This is a genomic window from Rhizobium sp. L9 (assembly GCF_002531885.1).
In the GTDB taxonomy this organism is placed as follows: Bacteria; Pseudomonadota; Alphaproteobacteria; order Rhizobiales; family Rhizobiaceae; genus Rhizobium.
In genome coordinates this window covers 117,487-133,004 of the sequence record NZ_NWSZ01000012.1, presented here as the reverse complement: position 1 = coordinate 133,004, position 15,518 = coordinate 117,487, and the positions used below count along the sequence as shown (strand labels likewise).

The 15,518-nt window shown below is 61.4% G+C and carries 14 protein-coding genes; 10 read left to right on the top strand and 4 right to left on the bottom strand.

Annotated elements, in window-relative coordinates:
- Nucleotides 1-60: 60 nt before the first annotated feature.
- On the top strand, nucleotides 61-1,317 hold the full coding sequence (tyrS, locus tag CO660_RS14405) for a tyrosine--tRNA ligase (protein WP_097599373.1): 1,257 nt from the start codon (nucleotides 61-63) through the stop codon (nucleotides 1,315-1,317).
- 65 nt (nucleotides 1,318-1,382) lie between these two features.
- On the opposite strand, the gene CO660_RS14400 is transcribed toward tyrS, so the two are convergent.
- Complete coding sequence (locus tag CO660_RS14400; RefSeq protein ID WP_097599275.1) at nucleotides 1,383-1,679, bottom strand: hypothetical protein; 297 nt, start codon at nucleotides 1,677-1,679, stop codon at nucleotides 1,383-1,385.
- Between the two features lie 182 nt (nucleotides 1,680-1,861).
- Between CO660_RS14400 and CO660_RS14395 the strand changes: the two genes are divergently transcribed.
- Nucleotides 1,862-3,523 carry an alpha-amylase family protein gene (locus CO660_RS14395; protein ID WP_097599274.1) on the top strand — a complete coding sequence of 554 codons (1,662 nt, stop codon included), beginning with the start codon at nucleotides 1,862-1,864 and terminating at the stop codon, nucleotides 3,521-3,523.
- 13 nt (nucleotides 3,524-3,536) lie between these two features.
- Here the strand turns inward: CO660_RS14395 and CO660_RS14390 are convergent, their stop codons facing one another.
- Nucleotides 3,537-6,935, bottom strand: a complete 3,399-nt coding sequence (locus CO660_RS14390; protein WP_097599273.1) for an AsmA-like C-terminal domain-containing protein — start codon at nucleotides 6,933-6,935, stop codon at nucleotides 3,537-3,539.
- A gap of 125 nt (nucleotides 6,936-7,060) precedes the next feature.
- Between CO660_RS14390 and CO660_RS14385 the strand changes: the two genes are divergently transcribed.
- The 5 genes from CO660_RS14385 (at nucleotide 7,061) to CO660_RS14365 (ending at nucleotide 11,882) form a co-directional block, all read left to right on the top strand.
- On the top strand, nucleotides 7,061-7,534 hold the full coding sequence (locus CO660_RS14385) for a peroxiredoxin (protein ID WP_097599272.1): 474 nt from the start codon (nucleotides 7,061-7,063) through the stop codon (nucleotides 7,532-7,534).
- Nucleotides 7,531-8,358, top strand: coding sequence for a ferritin-like domain-containing protein (locus CO660_RS14380; RefSeq protein ID WP_097599271.1), 828 nt, complete (start codon nucleotides 7,531-7,533; stop codon nucleotides 8,356-8,358). The genes CO660_RS14385 and CO660_RS14380 overlap by 4 nt, the downstream gene beginning before the upstream one ends.
- A 105-nt stretch (nucleotides 8,359-8,463) precedes the next feature.
- Nucleotides 8,464-9,777: a peptidoglycan DD-metalloendopeptidase family protein gene (locus CO660_RS14375; protein WP_097599270.1), complete on the top strand. Its 1,314-nt coding sequence runs from the start codon at nucleotides 8,464-8,466 to the stop codon at nucleotides 9,775-9,777.
- 157 nt (nucleotides 9,778-9,934) lie between these two features.
- Nucleotides 9,935-11,434, top strand: coding sequence for a DEAD/DEAH box helicase (locus CO660_RS14370; protein WP_097599269.1), 1,500 nt, complete (start codon nucleotides 9,935-9,937; stop codon nucleotides 11,432-11,434).
- Nucleotides 11,435-11,441: 7 nt separating this feature from the next.
- Nucleotides 11,442-11,882, top strand: coding sequence for an NUDIX domain-containing protein (locus CO660_RS14365; RefSeq protein ID WP_097599268.1), 441 nt, complete (start codon nucleotides 11,442-11,444; stop codon nucleotides 11,880-11,882).
- On the opposite strand, the gene CO660_RS14360 is transcribed toward CO660_RS14365, so the two are convergent.
- Together CO660_RS14360 and CO660_RS14355 are read right to left on the bottom strand one after the other, a co-directional pair.
- Nucleotides 11,852-12,172: a TfoX/Sxy family protein gene (locus tag CO660_RS14360; RefSeq protein WP_097599267.1), complete on the bottom strand. Its 321-nt coding sequence runs from the start codon at nucleotides 12,170-12,172 to the stop codon at nucleotides 11,852-11,854. The genes CO660_RS14365 and CO660_RS14360 overlap by 31 nt on opposite strands.
- A 27-nt stretch (nucleotides 12,173-12,199) precedes the next feature.
- Nucleotides 12,200-12,694: a flavin reductase gene (locus tag CO660_RS14355; RefSeq protein ID WP_097599266.1), complete on the bottom strand. Its 495-nt coding sequence runs from the start codon at nucleotides 12,692-12,694 to the stop codon at nucleotides 12,200-12,202.
- Nucleotides 12,695-12,971: 277 nt separating this feature from the next.
- Here CO660_RS14355 and CO660_RS14350 point away from each other — a divergent pair, with 277 nt between their 5' ends.
- The 3 genes from CO660_RS14350 to CO660_RS14340 all read left to right on the top strand — a co-directional run bounded on the left by CO660_RS14350 (nucleotide 12,972) and on the right by CO660_RS14340 (nucleotide 15,517).
- On the top strand, nucleotides 12,972-14,054 hold the full coding sequence (locus tag CO660_RS14350; RefSeq protein ID WP_097599265.1) for an ABC transporter substrate-binding protein: 1,083 nt from the start codon (nucleotides 12,972-12,974) through the stop codon (nucleotides 14,052-14,054).
- A 63-nt stretch (nucleotides 14,055-14,117) separates the two neighbouring features.
- Nucleotides 14,118-14,795, top strand: a complete 678-nt coding sequence (gene rpe / locus CO660_RS14345) for a ribulose-phosphate 3-epimerase (protein ID WP_097599264.1) — start codon at nucleotides 14,118-14,120, stop codon at nucleotides 14,793-14,795.
- Nucleotides 14,792-15,517 carry a DUF2259 domain-containing protein gene (locus CO660_RS14340; protein ID WP_097599263.1) on the top strand — a complete coding sequence of 242 codons (726 nt, stop codon included), beginning with the start codon at nucleotides 14,792-14,794 and terminating at the stop codon, nucleotides 15,515-15,517. The genes rpe and CO660_RS14340 overlap by 4 nt, the downstream gene beginning before the upstream one ends.
- Nucleotide 15,518: the final 1 nt, after the last annotated feature.

The window sequence follows — 15,518 nt, the reverse complement described above, 5'->3', positions numbered from 1 at the left end:
ACAACAACGAAGTTGCGCGAAGCCTGGTGGGTGCAGCGCAGGCACGAAGAGACGAAAGCCATGTCCGAGTTCAAGTCCGATTTCCTCCGCACGCTGAAAGAGCGCGACTTCATTCATCAGGTTTCCGATGAACGCGGCCTCGACGACCTGTTCGCGAAGGAGGTCGTGACGGCCTATGTCGGCTACGACGCAACGGCGACGAGCCTGCATATCGGCAACTTGATCTCCGCCACCATGCTGTACTGGCTGCAAGAGACCGGCCACCGGCCGATCGCACTGATGGGCGGCGGCACTTCGATGGTCGGCGACCCCTCCTTCCGTGACGAGCAGCGCAAGCTTCTGACGCCGGAGGCGATCTCGACCAACATCGAAGGCATCAAAAAGATCTTCTCGCGCATCCTGCGCTTCGGAGACGGCCCGACTGATGCCCTCATGGTCAATAATGCCGACTGGCTACTGAAGCTCAACTATATCGAATTCCTGCGCGATGTCGGCCGGCACTTCTCGGTCAACCGCATGCTCTCCTTCGACAGCGTCAAGCTGCGCCTCGACCGCGAGCAGTCGCTCTCCTTCCTCGAATTCAACTACATGATCATGCAGGGCTACGACTTCGTCGAGCTCAACCGCCGCTACGGCTGCCGCCTGCAGATGGGCGGTTCGGACCAGTGGGGCAACATCATTAACGGCGTGGATCTCGGTCACCGCATGGGCACGCCGCAGCTCTACGCGCTGACGACGCCGCTTCTGACGACGAGCTCCGGCGCGAAAATGGGTAAGACCGCCTCCGGCGCCGTCTGGTTGAACGAAGACGTCTTCAGCCCCTATGATTTTTGGCAGTACTGGCGCAACACCGAAGACGCCGATGTCGGCCGCTTCCTTAAGATTTTCACCCGCCTGCCGCTCGCCGAGATCGCCAGGCTCGAGGCCCTCGGCGGCGCCGAAATCAACGAGGCGAAGAAGATTCTTGCCACGGAAGCGACCGCGATTGTCCACGGTCGCGAGGCGGCCGAAGCATCCGCTGAAACGGCGCGCACCACCTTCGAGGAAGGCCGCGTCGCCGAAAACCTGCCTTCGGTCGAGATCCCGGCCACCGAACTCGACGGCGGCATCGGCCTGCTCTCGCTGATGGTGCGCGCCGGCCTTGCCGGCTCCAACGGCGAGGCCCGTCGTCACGTCCAGGGCGGCGCAGTGCGCATCAATGACGAGGCTGTCAGCGACGAACGCCGCCTGATCGGCAGCGGCGAAATCACCGCCGATGGCGTGATCAAGCTGTCGCTCGGCAAGAAGAAGCACATCCTGATCCGCCGCGCGGCATAGGTTGCTTCAAATTGGACGGATCTTGAAGCCGGCGCCCCCACGCCGGCTTTTGTTTTGACGCGGGATCAGTCGGCCTGCCATCGGTATTCCGCCTCGTCTTGTTTCGTCACTCGAAGGAGAGGTCCGGGTGGATTGACCTGCGAAGCGGGTCGTACACGCGACCACCAGCCGATCGAGAAGATCGGCGGCGTCATCTTTGCGTCGAGCGGAACCAGGAGGACATGCTCGGAGGGGATGGTCTTCACCGGCTTTAGCCGTCCGCCCTTTTCTGCAGAATTTGAAGCCTCGCCGACTGTCACGGCCATCATGGTGGCCGATAGGAAAGAGACTGTCCGGGCGCACTGCATGGCATCCTCCGACATTGCACCGACCGCTTTACAGCTGGCACGCACATTACATCAGAGTTGTCTAAAATAAGCAAAACATCAATGGCCGGCCTGTCGCTATAGGTCGGTACTATCCGACAGGCCGCGCCACGATTTCGCCTACCCGGAACCTTTTCCGCCCGACGGGATTTGCGACCAGATGCATTTGGAGCGCCGGCATGATCAACGACCTCTGGTATAAGAACGCCGTCATCTACTGCCTGTCCGTCGAGACCTTCATGGATGCGAACGGCGACGGCGTCGGTGATTTTCAAGGCCTGATGCGCCGCCTCGACTATCTCTCCGGACTCGGCGTGACGGCAATCTGGCTCATGCCGTTCCAGGCTTCGCCCGGTCGCGACGACGGCTACGACGTCTCCGATTACTACAATGTCGATCCGCGCTATGGCTCACTCGGCGATTTCGTCGAGTTCACCCACGGTGCCAAACAGCGGGGGATCCGGGTGTTGATCGATCTTGTGATCAATCACACCTCGAAGGATCATCCCTGGTTCGAAGACGCCAGGAGCGATCCGCATTCACGCTATCGCGATTGGTACGTCTGGTCGGAGAAAAAGCCTGCAAATGCAGATCATGGCATGGTTTTCCCCGGCGTCCAAAAGACGACCTGGACCTATGACGAAAAAGCCAGGGCCTATTATTTCCACCGCTTCTACGATCACCAGCCTGATCTCAACACCTCCAATCCTGAGGTGCAGGCGGAGATCCTCAAGATAATGGGCTTCTGGATTCAGCTCGGCGTCTCGGGCTTTCGGATGGACGCTGCCCCTTTCATCATTGCCACGAAGGGCGCCGAGGTCACCAAGCCGGTCGAGCAGTTTGACATGCTGAGAAAGTTCCGCGAATTCCTGCAATGGCGCCTGGGAGACTCCATCGTGCTAGCGGAGGCCAATATCCTGCCGAAGGACAATTTCGAATATTTCGGCGACGACGGCGACCGTATGCAGATGATGTTCAATTTCCAAGTCAATCAGACGCTGTTTTATGCGCTCGCGACCGCCGACACGCGGCCTCTGAAGAAGGCCATGGAGGTCACCAAGCCGCGCCCGGCGACCGCGCAATGGGGGCTGTTTCTTCGCAATCACGATGAACTCGATCTCGGTCGCCTGACGGATAAGCAGCGCGACGCAGTATTCGCCGCGTTTGGCCCCGAAAAGGGCATGCAGCTTTACGACAGGGGCATTCGCCGGCGCCTCGCCCCCATGCTCGGCGGCGACCGTCGCAGGATCGAGCTGGCCTACAGCCTGCTGTTCTCGCTGCCCGGAACGCCAGTCATCCGCTACGGCGATGAAATCGGCATGGGCGACGATTTGTGCCTGCCGGAGCGCAGCTGCGCGCGCACGCCGATGCAATGGTCGACGGAGCCGGAAGGCGGTTTCACCAAAAGCGCGAAGTCCGTTTCGCCTGTTATCAAGGACGGCCCCTACGGTTTCGAACATATCAATGTCGCCGTCCAGCGGCGCGATCCGAATTCGCTCTTGAACTGGACCGAGCGGATGATCCGGATGCGCAAGGAGGCTCCCGAGATCGGCTGGGGCGATTTCTCAACGGTCGACACAGGTGACGACGGCGTGCTGGCGCTGCGCTATGACTGGCGCGGCAATTCGGTGCTGATCCTGCATAACCTGCATCCGCACCCGACGGAAGTGACCTTCGATCCTGATGTTGGCGAACTCGGGCGATTGCTGATCGATATTGCCGATGGGGCAAGCAGCGAAGCCGACGACAAAGGGCGCCATACGGTCATGCTCGATGCCTATGGCTACCGCTGGTATCGGGTCGGCGGTCTCGACTATCTCCTCAGGCGGAAAGATATCTAAGTCTCGCTTTTCCTCACTGGAATTCGAAAATCTGCCGGAAAACACCAGGCGCGATGATCGATAGCGGATTGATCTGCAGGTTCGGCTGGTCGAACTTGCCGGTGAGCTTGAACGTGATGCCGATCAGGCCGCGGTCGCTGCCATTGCCGAGGATGACGCCGATCAGCGGCAATTCGGCAAAGAGGCGGTTGAGGCCATAGGCCGGCATGAAGGTGCCGGTCATATCCATATTGCCCTTGCGGTCGCGCACCACGCCCTGGAAAGTCGCGCCGATCTGGTCGCCGCGCAGCACGCCGTTCTCGATACCGACCATGCCATTGCGCGAGATGACGCGGGCAAAGCCGCGCTGGAAGCGTTGCGAAGAGGTGTCGATGTCGCGTTTGACCGCCTCATTGAGGCTTCGCTGCTCGTTTCCGACAGGTGTCGAGACGATCGAATGCAGGCGCTGTTCGTTGACGATCGAAAAGCGGCGCACATCTAGCGAGCCGTCCCATCCACCCTGCGGCGAAAGCCGGATAGCCAGGTTGAGCAGGCCGCCCTGTATGTGCTGATAGAGATCGGCAAAACGCGATACCGCACCGGCGTCGCCGCTTGTGATATTGATGACACCGCCGTCCTTCATCTGGCTGACAACGGCCTCGCCGCTATCCGTGATGCCGGAAAAATTCAGCGTCTGCAGCTTGTCGCCGCGCAGTGATACCTGCGCCTGGAAATTGCCGACCTTCTCGTCATTGAAGCCGACGACGTTTTTCAGCTTGGCGCGCACCGATACGCCGGTGTTGTCGCCATCGCCGTCCTCGCCGCCCTCCGAGCCCGATTTTAATCGGGCGATGATCGGCCGCGCATCCGCGCTGTCGCCGGAAACGGAGACGTCGAAATTGCCCTTGCTGCGTTTGACCGACAGAGCGAAATCGTCGAGCGAGGAGAGCCTGACGCTGTCGAAATCCGCCGAGATAAGGCCGGTCTTGCCGACAACAAGCGATCCGCTGGCGCCGAAGCCGTCACCCTTCAGCCGGAAACTCTTGATCTCGGTATTCTCGGGCGGGCCGGACATTTCGAATTCCGCGGAGGCGGCAATGCCGCTGCCTTTCGACCAGCCGATCCAGGGCAGGTCGAGCATCGATTTGGTGAGGTCGAGCTGAACGTCTTGCCGGTCATCGTCGATCCGCGTCAGCACCATCTTCAGGTTGCCCCTGACGATATCGGAAAGCCCGGGCATCACCTTGCTGCGCTGCTCATCGGAGAGCGTCGCCGTAATCACGCGCTGCCGCTGCACACCAGACGACGCCTCGACCGGCTCGGTCAGATCGATATCGGCAGGAATGCCGTCGATCTCGCCTTTGGCGTCGAGCGTGATCTGCTTCGGATCGCCGTTCAGCATGCCGCTGACATTGCTGATCGTGCGGCCGGAAAACGGCTTGGCAAGATCGACGTCAGCGAGCTTCATGGCGGCCTTCCACTCGGCCGGCGGCGGGTTTTGTGACGACAGTAGTCCGAAATGCGCCTTCACATTCGCGTCGATATGCCCCTTGAAATCGTCGGGCGTAAAGCCGGCGCGCTGCAGCACCCGGATCGGCTTATAGGTGAGGAGCTCGCCTATGGCGTCCGCCGCGCCCGATACCGCAAGATCGATATCGGCCATCAGCGGTTTGTCGTAGGCGGACGGTATGACGAACGTTCCCTGCCCGAGGCCGACGGACCGGCCGGAGGGAAAATAGGACATGCCGCTCTTGATCGAAATCGTTGCAACGGGACCGGTCAGATCGAAATGCGCCGCCGTATCACGGACCGGCGGAATGTCGCCGGCGACGTTCATCCGCGCGCCTGCAATATCGAAGCCGATGCGGATCTGATTGGTGTCGAGCTTCAATCCTTTACCGCCGGCTGCCTCGTCAAGCCGACCAAAGGGAATGAAGACTGAAATCGAGGCATCGGTCACGGTGCCGCCGAAGAGATTGCCATGCACCCAAGTGCGCACCTTGGGCGCCATCCAGAACGGCCAGAGCTGCTTGATCGCCGTCGTCTGCAGCTCTCTGGACTGGCCGGCAAAGCTGATTTCCGGCGATTTGTCACCGAGCCTGATGTGCAACGCCCCGTAAAGCGCGCCGAGCGGGCTGGAGACAGTCATATTGGGGAACAGGAATTCCCGGCCGGCGACCATATAGCGTCCGGTCGCCTGGATGTCGAAAGCAACAGGCTCTTCGCCGGAGCCGCTCGGAGCGGCAGTGCCGCCGCTGACGAGCAGATCGATGCCGAAGCCCTTGCCGGCTTTAGGATCGAGTTTGTCGAGATCGATCAGCGCGCCGTTGAGGGGGAGCGTGGTTGCGCCGAACCGGAGATTCGATTTAGCGATCTCGACTGTCTGCTTGACGAAGTCATAGGCCAGATTGATTTGCCCGCCCGACAGTTCCTGCGAATCGCCGTCGGCATAGATCAGACCGGGATCGACGTCGATCGTCGCTCCGAGCGCCGGCTCGACGCCATCGCGCGCCCTGGTGGCCGACACCGTCAGATCGGCAAAAGTGTTAAGTCCCTGCCGTATCACGCCCTGATCGTTGCGCTTCAGCGTAAACGGCGTCAGGTTCGCATGCTTGAGCGTTGCCGTCACCTTCGACACCTGGCCGTCTTCCTTCTCGGCCAGCACGTCGAGTTCCGCCACCTCGCCGTTAAGCGCCACCTCGCCTCTCAATTGCAGCGAGGATGGCCCGCCAAGAGCAAACACCAGATTGTCGACGACGAGCGACAGCGGGCCGTTCGCGGTATCGGCAAGCTTGATGTCGATGCCGGAGATGCGGACCGAATTCGTCGAGCCGCGCGTCACGATGCTGTCGAACACGTCGAGTTGCGCGAAGATCGTCTCCATCGCCGCCGGCATGGCGTCGAGGCGCAGATCGTCAAGCTTGACCGGGTTGCCGGAGGGCAGAAGCGCGGTGTCGAGTGCGATATCCTCCGCTTCGATATCCGCAACGGCGATGCGGCCGCGGAAAAGCTGCAGCGGATCGAGGCCCAGGCGCACCGAACCCGTCGTCGACAAGTGCTGGCCGCTCTTCTGGTCGATCATATTGACGTTGCGCGCTTCCAGCGCCAGTCGGAAGTCGGAGGTGAACCGGATGACGGTGGAGCCGACTTCGGCGCGGTAACGCGGTCCCGCCACGCCATCAAGCGCCGCCTGCGCCTGCTGAGACAGCGGCTTGTCGAACATGCCGCCTTCGATGGTGAACACGATGGCAGCAAGGATAATGAGAATCAGTCCTAGAAAAACTGATGTCAGCTTCGCCGTCCGGCGCATCGGCGAACGCGGCGGCGGGCAATGAACGATGATCGGATCCTCGGCCTGAGCGGACGGCAAGCGGTCCAGCGCAACGATATCCTTCTTGCGAAACGTGACCTTTTCGCCGCGGATGGCTGACATGCGCCCTCGGGCTCTCCCTTAAATCGAAGAATTGAACCCGGCCATGCTGGACGGGTTTCCGTCCAATATATAATTCGGGGACAGAGAGTGTCATCCATAAACCCGGCAAAAGAAAGGTTTTCCCAATGGCGGTTCCCGGCATCGGTGCCCTGGCCCCCGACTTCAACCTCCCCCGCGACGGCGGCGGCCGTGTCTCGCTTTCCGATTTTCACGGTCGGTCCCTCGTTATCTTCTTCTACCCCAAGGACGACACGACAGGCTGCACGGCTGAATCGCTGGCTTTCACAGCGCTGGCGCCGGAGTTTGAAGCAGCAGGTGCTGCCGTTATCGGCATGTCACCCGATTCGGCAGCCTGCCATGACAAGTTCATCAAAAAGCACCGTCTTTCGGTGGCGCTCGCCTCCGACGAAGAGAAGACGACGCTCCAGGCCTACGGTGTCTGGAAGGAAAAGAGTATGTACGGCCGCAATTTCATGGGCGTGGAGCGCACGACTTTCCTCATCCGCCAGGACGGCACGATCGCGACGATCTGGCAGAAGGTGAAGGTGCAGGGCCATGCCGAGACCGTCCTCGAAGCCGTCAGGAACCTGGCCGCGTGACCGGTGATCTCGCGATAAGCTCGCTGCGCGGCGGCGCTATCGACGCCATCCGCTCAGCCGATCTCGACCGCAAGACCGCCCTTGCGCAAGAAAGCGCCACCCGTTGGTTCGCCCGCCGGGTGTCGCTGCGCTCACCGCTCGACGCAGCCCTGCCGGAGAGGCCCGGTCGCCCCGAGAAACCGGTACTGACGCCGCCGACCCAGGTGGAAAGGCGCTCGCTGCACACGCTGAAAGGCCGGATCGCCCTTCTCCATGCCATTGCTCATATCGAGCTCAACGCCGTCGATCTGGCGCTCGATATCGTCGCACGATTCGCGACCGAGCCTGTGCCCAATTCCTTCTTCGACGGCTGGATGCAGGTCGCCTTCGAGGAAGCAAAGCATTTCCGCATGGTGCGCGCCCGTCTCAACGATCTCGGCGCCGATTACGGCGATCTTCCCGCCCATGACGGGTTGTGGCAGGCGGCTCATTCGACGCGCAATGATCTCACGGCGAGACTCGCCGTCGTGCCGCTCATTCTGGAAGCCCGCGGTCTCGACGTCACCCCTTCGCTGCAGGCGAAGATGCGTGAGACTGGCGATCTCGAAAGCGCAGCGGTGCTCGATGTCATCTACAACGACGAGAAAGGTCACGTCGCCGTTGGCGCCAAATGGTTCCGCTTCCTCTGCGCGCGGGAGAAACGCGACCCGGCAAAGGCCTTTCAGGAGCTGGTGCGCGCCAATTTCCGCGGGCCGCTGAAGCCGCCTTTCAACGATCTCGCTCGCGCCGAAGCCGGGCTGACGCCATCCTTCTACCGCTCCCTGGCATCGATCAGCCATGCATGAGCTGATCGATTTTCTAACGTAAACCACGACGACGAAAGCATTCATTAACCATAAACGTGTCTAATTTTCCGAAAGAGGCGTAGAGCATCAATCGGGAGAGCCTGCGTGAACGGCGGACATCAGCACCGGGTATTCGGCAAGCGGGCGCAGGAACATATTCTGATCCTGGCAAGCGGTGACAAGGTCCGCCACATGACGGTTCGGCCGTGGATGGCCGCTCTCGCCTTCTGCTTCCTCGGCGTCTTTTCCATCGGCTATCTCCTGGCGACCTCCTATCTCGTCCTGCGCGACGACCTGATCGGCGCCACTATGGCGCGCCAGGCCCGCATGCAGCACGACTATGAGGACCGCATCGCCGCCCTTCGCGCCCAGGTCGACCGCATCACCTCCCGTCAACTTCTTGACCAACAGGTAGTGGAAGACAAAGTCGACAAGCTGATGGAGCAGCAGATGGCGCTCACCTCACGCCACGGCAAACTCGACAACTTGCTCGATCGTGCCGAAAGCTCCGGGCTCACAGATAAGGACAGCGCGCCGTCTTCGCCTGCGCAATCCTATGCCCCGGCCATTAAGGATAAGCGCGCTTCGCTCGGCGAAAGCGGCATCGAGGCTATCGAGAAACAGCTCGCAGGCGGCGCACCAGCCGACGCCACTCCCGACAATACGACTCTTGCTTACGTGCCGGCCACAGAGACGGTCGGCGATCGCGCCGACCGCATCTTCTCCAAGGTGACGCTGTCGCTGAAGGATGTCGAACAGGACCAGCGCAACCGCATCGAGCAACTGACGAGCGACGCCGGCAATGCCGCCAATGCCATCGAGAGCGTGCTGACCCGGTTCAAGATTCCGATGCCCGAGACCGCTACCAAGCAGGACTGGGATGACAGCGCCGTTGGCGGCCCGTTCGTCGAGCCGGAGAGCAATGATGATTTCAACAATTCGCTGATCGCTCTCGACGGCGCGCTGACACGGCTCGAAGCTGTGCGTAATACCGCCGAATCCCTGCCCTTCCGCAACCCCGCCGTCGGCAAGGAAATGACCAGCCCCTTCGGCAACCGGCGCGATCCTTTCCTGGGCCGCCTGGCGCTGCATTCCGGCGTAGACTTCCGCTTTTCGCCGGGCGAAAAGATCCGCCCGACAGCGCCCGGCAAGGTGATATCAGCCGGCTGGACAGGCGGTTACGGCAATATGGTCGAGATCGATCACGGCAACGGCATCTCGACGCGTTATGGCCACATGTCCCAGGTTCTGGTCACGGCCGGCGATACGGTCGACCGCAACGACGTCATCGGCCTTGCCGGCAGCACCGGCCGCTCGACCGGTACCCATCTGCATTATGAAGTGCGCCAGAACGGCCATGCGGTCGATCCAGTATATTTCATGAATGCGGGCCTTAAACTCGCCACCTATATCAAGTAATACCCGCCCGGTAACCAAAGCTTCACTCTGCACAGGGTGCGGCCTCTCTATTTCTTGACTTGCCGGCCATTCGGAGCTATGTCGCGCTGCATTGCGGCATGCAATCCCGCCGACTCGTTCAGAGCTCGGCCGAACCGGAACGGAAACAGTTTTCCCTTTGACGACATTCGCTGACCTTGGCTTGAGCCAAAAAGTGCTATCGGCCGTTGCCGATGCGGGCTATTCGACCCCCACGCCTATTCAGGCGGGAGCCATTCCTTTTGCGCTTGAACGCCGCGATATTTGCGGCATCGCGCAGACCGGCACCGGCAAGACGGCATCCTTTGTCCTGCCGATGCTGTCGCTTCTGGAAAAGGGCCGCGCCCGCGCCCGCATGCCCCGCACGCTGATCCTCGAGCCGACGCGCGAACTCGCCGCTCAGGTCGCCGAGAATTTCGAGAAGTACGGCAAGAACCACCGCCTCAATGTCGCGCTTCTGATCGGCGGCGTTTCGTTCGAGGACCAGGATCGCAAGCTCGAGCGCGGCGCCGACGTGCTGATCTGCACGCCCGGCCGCCTGCTCGACCATTTCGAGCGCGGCAAGCTCTTGATGAGCGGCGTTGAAATCCTTGTCATCGACGAGGCCGACCGCATGCTCGACATGGGCTTCATTCCCGACATCGAGCGCATCGCCAAGCTCATCCCCTTCACCCGCCAGACGCTGTTCTTCTCGGCCACCATGCCGCCGGAGATCCAGAAGCTCGCCGACCGGTTCCTGCAGAACCCCGAGCGTATCGAGGTGGCAAAGCCCGCTTCGGCCGCAAAGACCGTGACGCAGCGCTTCGTCGCCTCGCACAGCAAGGATTACGAGAAGCGCGCGGTTCTGCGTGAGCTGGTCCGCGCCCAGACCGAACTCAAGAACGCCATCATCTTCTGCAACCGCAAGAAGGATGTCGCCGATCTCTTCCGTTCGCTCGAACGCCACGGCTTCTCCGTCGGTGCGTTGCATGGCGACATGGACCAGCGTTCCCGCACGACGATGCTGCAGAACTTCCGTGACGGTAACCTCCAGCTGCTGGTGGCCTCCGACGTTGCCGCCCGCGGTCTCGACATTCCCGATGTCAGCCACGTCTTCAATTTCGACGTGCCGATCCACTCCGAGGACTATGTCCACCGCATCGGCCGCACCGGCCGCGCCGGTCGATCCGGCGCCGCCTTCACTCTCGTCACCAAGCGCGACACGAAGTTTGTCGACGCGATCGAGAAGCTGATCGGCGAAAATGTCGAATGGCTGAATGGCGACCTGAACTCGCTGCCACCGGCGGAAGAAGGCAAGGATAGCGACCGTCCTCGCCGCAACGGACGCGAACGTGGCGACAAGGATCGCGGGCGCGGACGCGGCAGGCACAGTGCTGCGAGTCATAAATCTGATAACGACATACAGGATAATGACGTCCAAGTGATCACAGCAGCACCAGCAAAGGCCGAAGTCGTGAAGAACGAGCGCAAAGCAGAGCAGAAGCCGCAAAACAATGCGCGCAACAATCGGCCTTATCCGGCAAATGACGACAGCCGCGACCGCCGCCGTCATCGTGATCACGACGACGGCCCGACTCCGGTCGGTTTCGGCGACGATATCCCCGCCTTCATGCTGATCGCCGGCAGCGCCAAGGTCTGAACGTCCATTGGGCAAGCCTGGCGTCAACTTCCCGGGCCTTGGCGTCGGTTTGGTGATCCTACGCCAAGGCAGGATCCTTCTCTACAAGCGCATTCGGCCACCTGAAGCCGGCTACTGGAACATCGTCGGCGGCAAGGTCGATCACATGGAGCCGGCTGAAGAAGCTGCGCGCCGCGAGGCCGAGGAAGAAACCGGCCTCAGGATCGGCCGGATCGAGCGCATCGGCATGACCGAACAGATCATCGATGCCGACCGCCAGCACTGGATCTCCATCCTTTATCTCGCGCGCGACGTCGATGGCGAGCCGCAATTGACCGAGCCGGACAAACTTTCGGATTTCGGCTGGTTTCCCTTGACGGATTTGCCGGAACCGCTGTCAGCCTTCACCAAGGCGGCGATCGCAGCCTTGCCACCCGCTCAACTTTCGGCGCGAAGCGCCGCCTCATAGGCGAGCCGCACCCACTTCGCCATCAGATCGGGATCGTCGTAAGCCTCTTCAGGAATCGACCAGTAGGGCATTTTCACCGGCTTGCCCTTTTTGCCTTCATAGGCCCATTGCGTGGCGCCGGCGGCAGCAAATTCCGGGGCGCTCGTCTCATCGGCTTTCAGTAGCATCTCGTCGCGCACTTCGACGGCGACGATGCGCCCGAGATGATAGATGCCCTTGCCTCCGAACATCCGCTTGATCGTGACGGGGCCAATCCCCTGAAACATTTCCTCGATCCCGGCATTATCCATTCTCTGTTTCCTTACCCGCCAGCCGCATTACAGCGTGTGATAATCCCGGTTCATATAGATGAGCGCCGGGTGCTTCTCGCTGAAGCGGACGGCGGCAACCTCACCGAAGATGACATTGTGTGTCAGCATTTCCTTGATGTCGGTCACCCGGCAATCGAAGGCGGCGAGCGCATCGGCAAGAACGGGGGCGCCGGTGACGAGCGTGTCGAAACGGCTGCTGGCGAAGCGCTCGTCATTGGCAATCGCGGTGCGCCCGGAGAAAGCGTCGGCGACGGCCTGGTGGTGGGCGCCGAGCGTGTTGAGCACGAAGATGCCGCTGCGGAAAAAGATCTCGTTCTTCGGATTGGTATTGTTGAGGCAGATCAGCACCGAAGCCGGGTTGTCCGAGACCGAGCAGGCGGCGGTGATGGTGACGCCGCGGCGCAGACCTTCCATTGCCGTCGTCACGAGCTGCACATGACCGGCATAACGGCTCATGGCATCGCGATAAAGGCCGGGGTCGATATGCTGCCTGTTCAACACGTGCTTCTCCCGCGTGCTCTTCTGCCTGCGTCGTTCCTTAAATCGGGATCGATTTAGGAGAACTATGCAGCAATTCAAAATGCTACAGTGTCCTTTGCGCGACTGAAATGAGGTCCGGCACCGTAGTTCGACTTGCTATCGCGCCAATATGGCGAGCATCGGTTACCTTTTCTACAATAGGACCGGTGAAAAGCGCTGGGTTCCGCTTGTTTTTCTTTGACGATTGCGGCCTTGCGGATAAAAGGGCATGGACGATGGCTAGGGATCTTCGCCTTTCATGATCAACCTGCGTGGCATAGCAGCCTTTCTGACGCTGCTCGGAACGGCGGCGCAAGGTCATGCGGCCGGGGTGACGATCGGCGTCGTCGCCCCGCAGGGCGGGCCGCTCGGCCTGCTCGGCGCGCAGATCGCCGCCGGCGCCGGTTTCGAGATCCAGCAATCAGGCAATACGCTCGTCGCCGTCAACGAGAGCTGCGAGGACAATAGCGGCGCGGCGGTCGCCGATGCGCTCGTGAGTGCCAAGGTGCAGATTGCCGTTGGTTTTCTCTGCAGTGAGACGCTGGAAGGCGCACTGCCGAAGCTGAAGGACGCCAATATTCCCGCGATCACCGTTTCGGCACGTTCGCGCATCCTGATGGAGGATGCGCTGAAAAACGGCTGGCCGCTCTTCCGCTTGGCACCGGCCGACGGCACTGAGGCGGCAAAGATCATCGAGGTGATCCTCAAGGACTGGGCAGCCGACCCGATCGCGCTGATCGAGGACGGCACCATTCATGGCCGCGAACTGACGGAAGCTGTGCGCAATGCGCTGGAGCAGAACGGCCTGAAGCCAGTTTTCACCGATACCTACCGGCCGGGACAGGAGCAGCAGATCGCCCTCGTCCGCCGCCTGAAACGGGCCGGCGCCACAAGGGTCTTCGTTGGCGGCGATCGCAACGATGTCGCCGTCATGGCCCGCGACGCCAAGGCGGAAAACATTCCGCTGTCGATCCTCGGCGGCGACGCCATGCGCGCCGCCGATCAGCCGCAGCCTCTCGCCCCCGGGGTGCGTGCCGTCGCCCTGCCCGAATATGCGCTTTTTCCAGAAGGCGCGCCGGCGGCCGGCGCTTTGCGCGCCAAGGGCACCGAGCCTGAAGGTTATGTCCTGCCATCCCTGGCGGCGGCCCTGATTGCCGGCCAGGCGGCCGAAGCCGCCGCTGCCGCCGGCAAGCCGCTGCGGGAGACCCTTGTCGGCACGACGTTCCAGACACCAATCGGCGCGGTCGCCTTCACCGGCGCGCACGAGCTTTCGCAAAACCCCTACCGCCTGCTTGAATGGCGGGGCAATGGCTTTTTTCCACCTGCTGCGCCGACGCAATGAGCGGCCGCCAGCCCTGAATTCCGGCGCCGTGCGCAGATGGCGCCCATACGGGAGTAAGACTTGATGACGCTGCCCATTCGCATTGCCCCTTCGATCCTCGCGGCGGATTTCGCCAGGCTCGGCGAGGAGGTGCGCGACGTAACGGCCGCCGGCGCCGACTGGATCCACCTTGACGTGATGGATGGGCATTTCGTGCCGAACATCTCCTTCGGTCCCGATGTCATCAAGTCGCTGCGTTCCTATACGAATGCCACTTTCGACTGCCATCTGATGATCTCTCCGGCCGATGACTACCTCGAAGCCTTCGCCAAGGCGGGCTGCGACCGCATCACCGTGCATGCCGAATCCGGGCCACATCTGCACCGCTCGCTGCAAACCATCCGCAATCTTGGCAAGAAGGTCGGCGTGACGATCAATCCGGCGACGCCGCTGAGCGCCATCGAGAACGTGGTCGACGACGTCAACCTCATCCTCATCATGTCGGTCAATCCCGGTTTCGGCGGGCAGAAATTCATTCCGGCGATGACGGCCAAGATCGCCGCGGCAAAGTCTCTGATCGGTGACCGGCCGATCGAACTCGAGGTTGACGGCGGCGTCACCGTAGAAACGGCGCCTGATATCGCGCGCGCCGGCGGCAACGTGCTCGTTGCCGGCTCGGCAATTTTCAAGGGCGGTACGGTCGACAGCTATCGTAAGACCGTCGCCGAATTGCGTCAGGCAGCCGAAGGGGCACGAGCATGAGGAAGCGTCTGATCTTTGGTGGCATGATTGCCGCCGCATTGGCCGGCCTGCCCGGCTTGTCGCTGGCCGGAGACATTGCCAGCATCCAGCCGATCGGCTTTTCCGCTGACGGCAAGGTCTTCGCATTTCAGGAATTCGGCATCAAAGAAAACAGCAAGACTCCCTATTCGGAAACCTACTTCATCAATACCGACGGCGGCCAATATCTCGAAGGCACCCCCTTTCGCACCGAACTGACGGATAAGGACGCCAATCTTTCCAAGGCCCGCCGGCAGAACTTAACGGCGGCGCGCAGCCAGATGGATAAGTACGACGTTCTGACAAATCCGGGTCTGATTGCCGCCTTCAACCCGCCAACCGAGCTCGGCTCGCCCTCGAAGACACTTCGCTACACCACACTTGCGATCGATGGGCCACCGAAGTCGCCCTATACGCTCTCACTCGGCGAGACGCCGGTGCCGACGCCGAAGGAATGCGCAACGGTCGACAAGCGTGTCCTTGGTTTCAGCCTACAGATGATCGAGAAGGAAGGTGTCCCGAACCGTCAGGCTGCGCGGCAGGCAACGGCTGTTCCGGCCGACCGCACATGCTCGGTCGAATTCAGGATCGGCGGCGCGGTGGTCTACCAGCCGGAAGACGGAAATCAAATTCACATTGCGCTGGTTCTCGCCTTCGATGCTGAGAGGAACGGACGCTGGATCGCCGTCCCGGTCCATCCCTGAG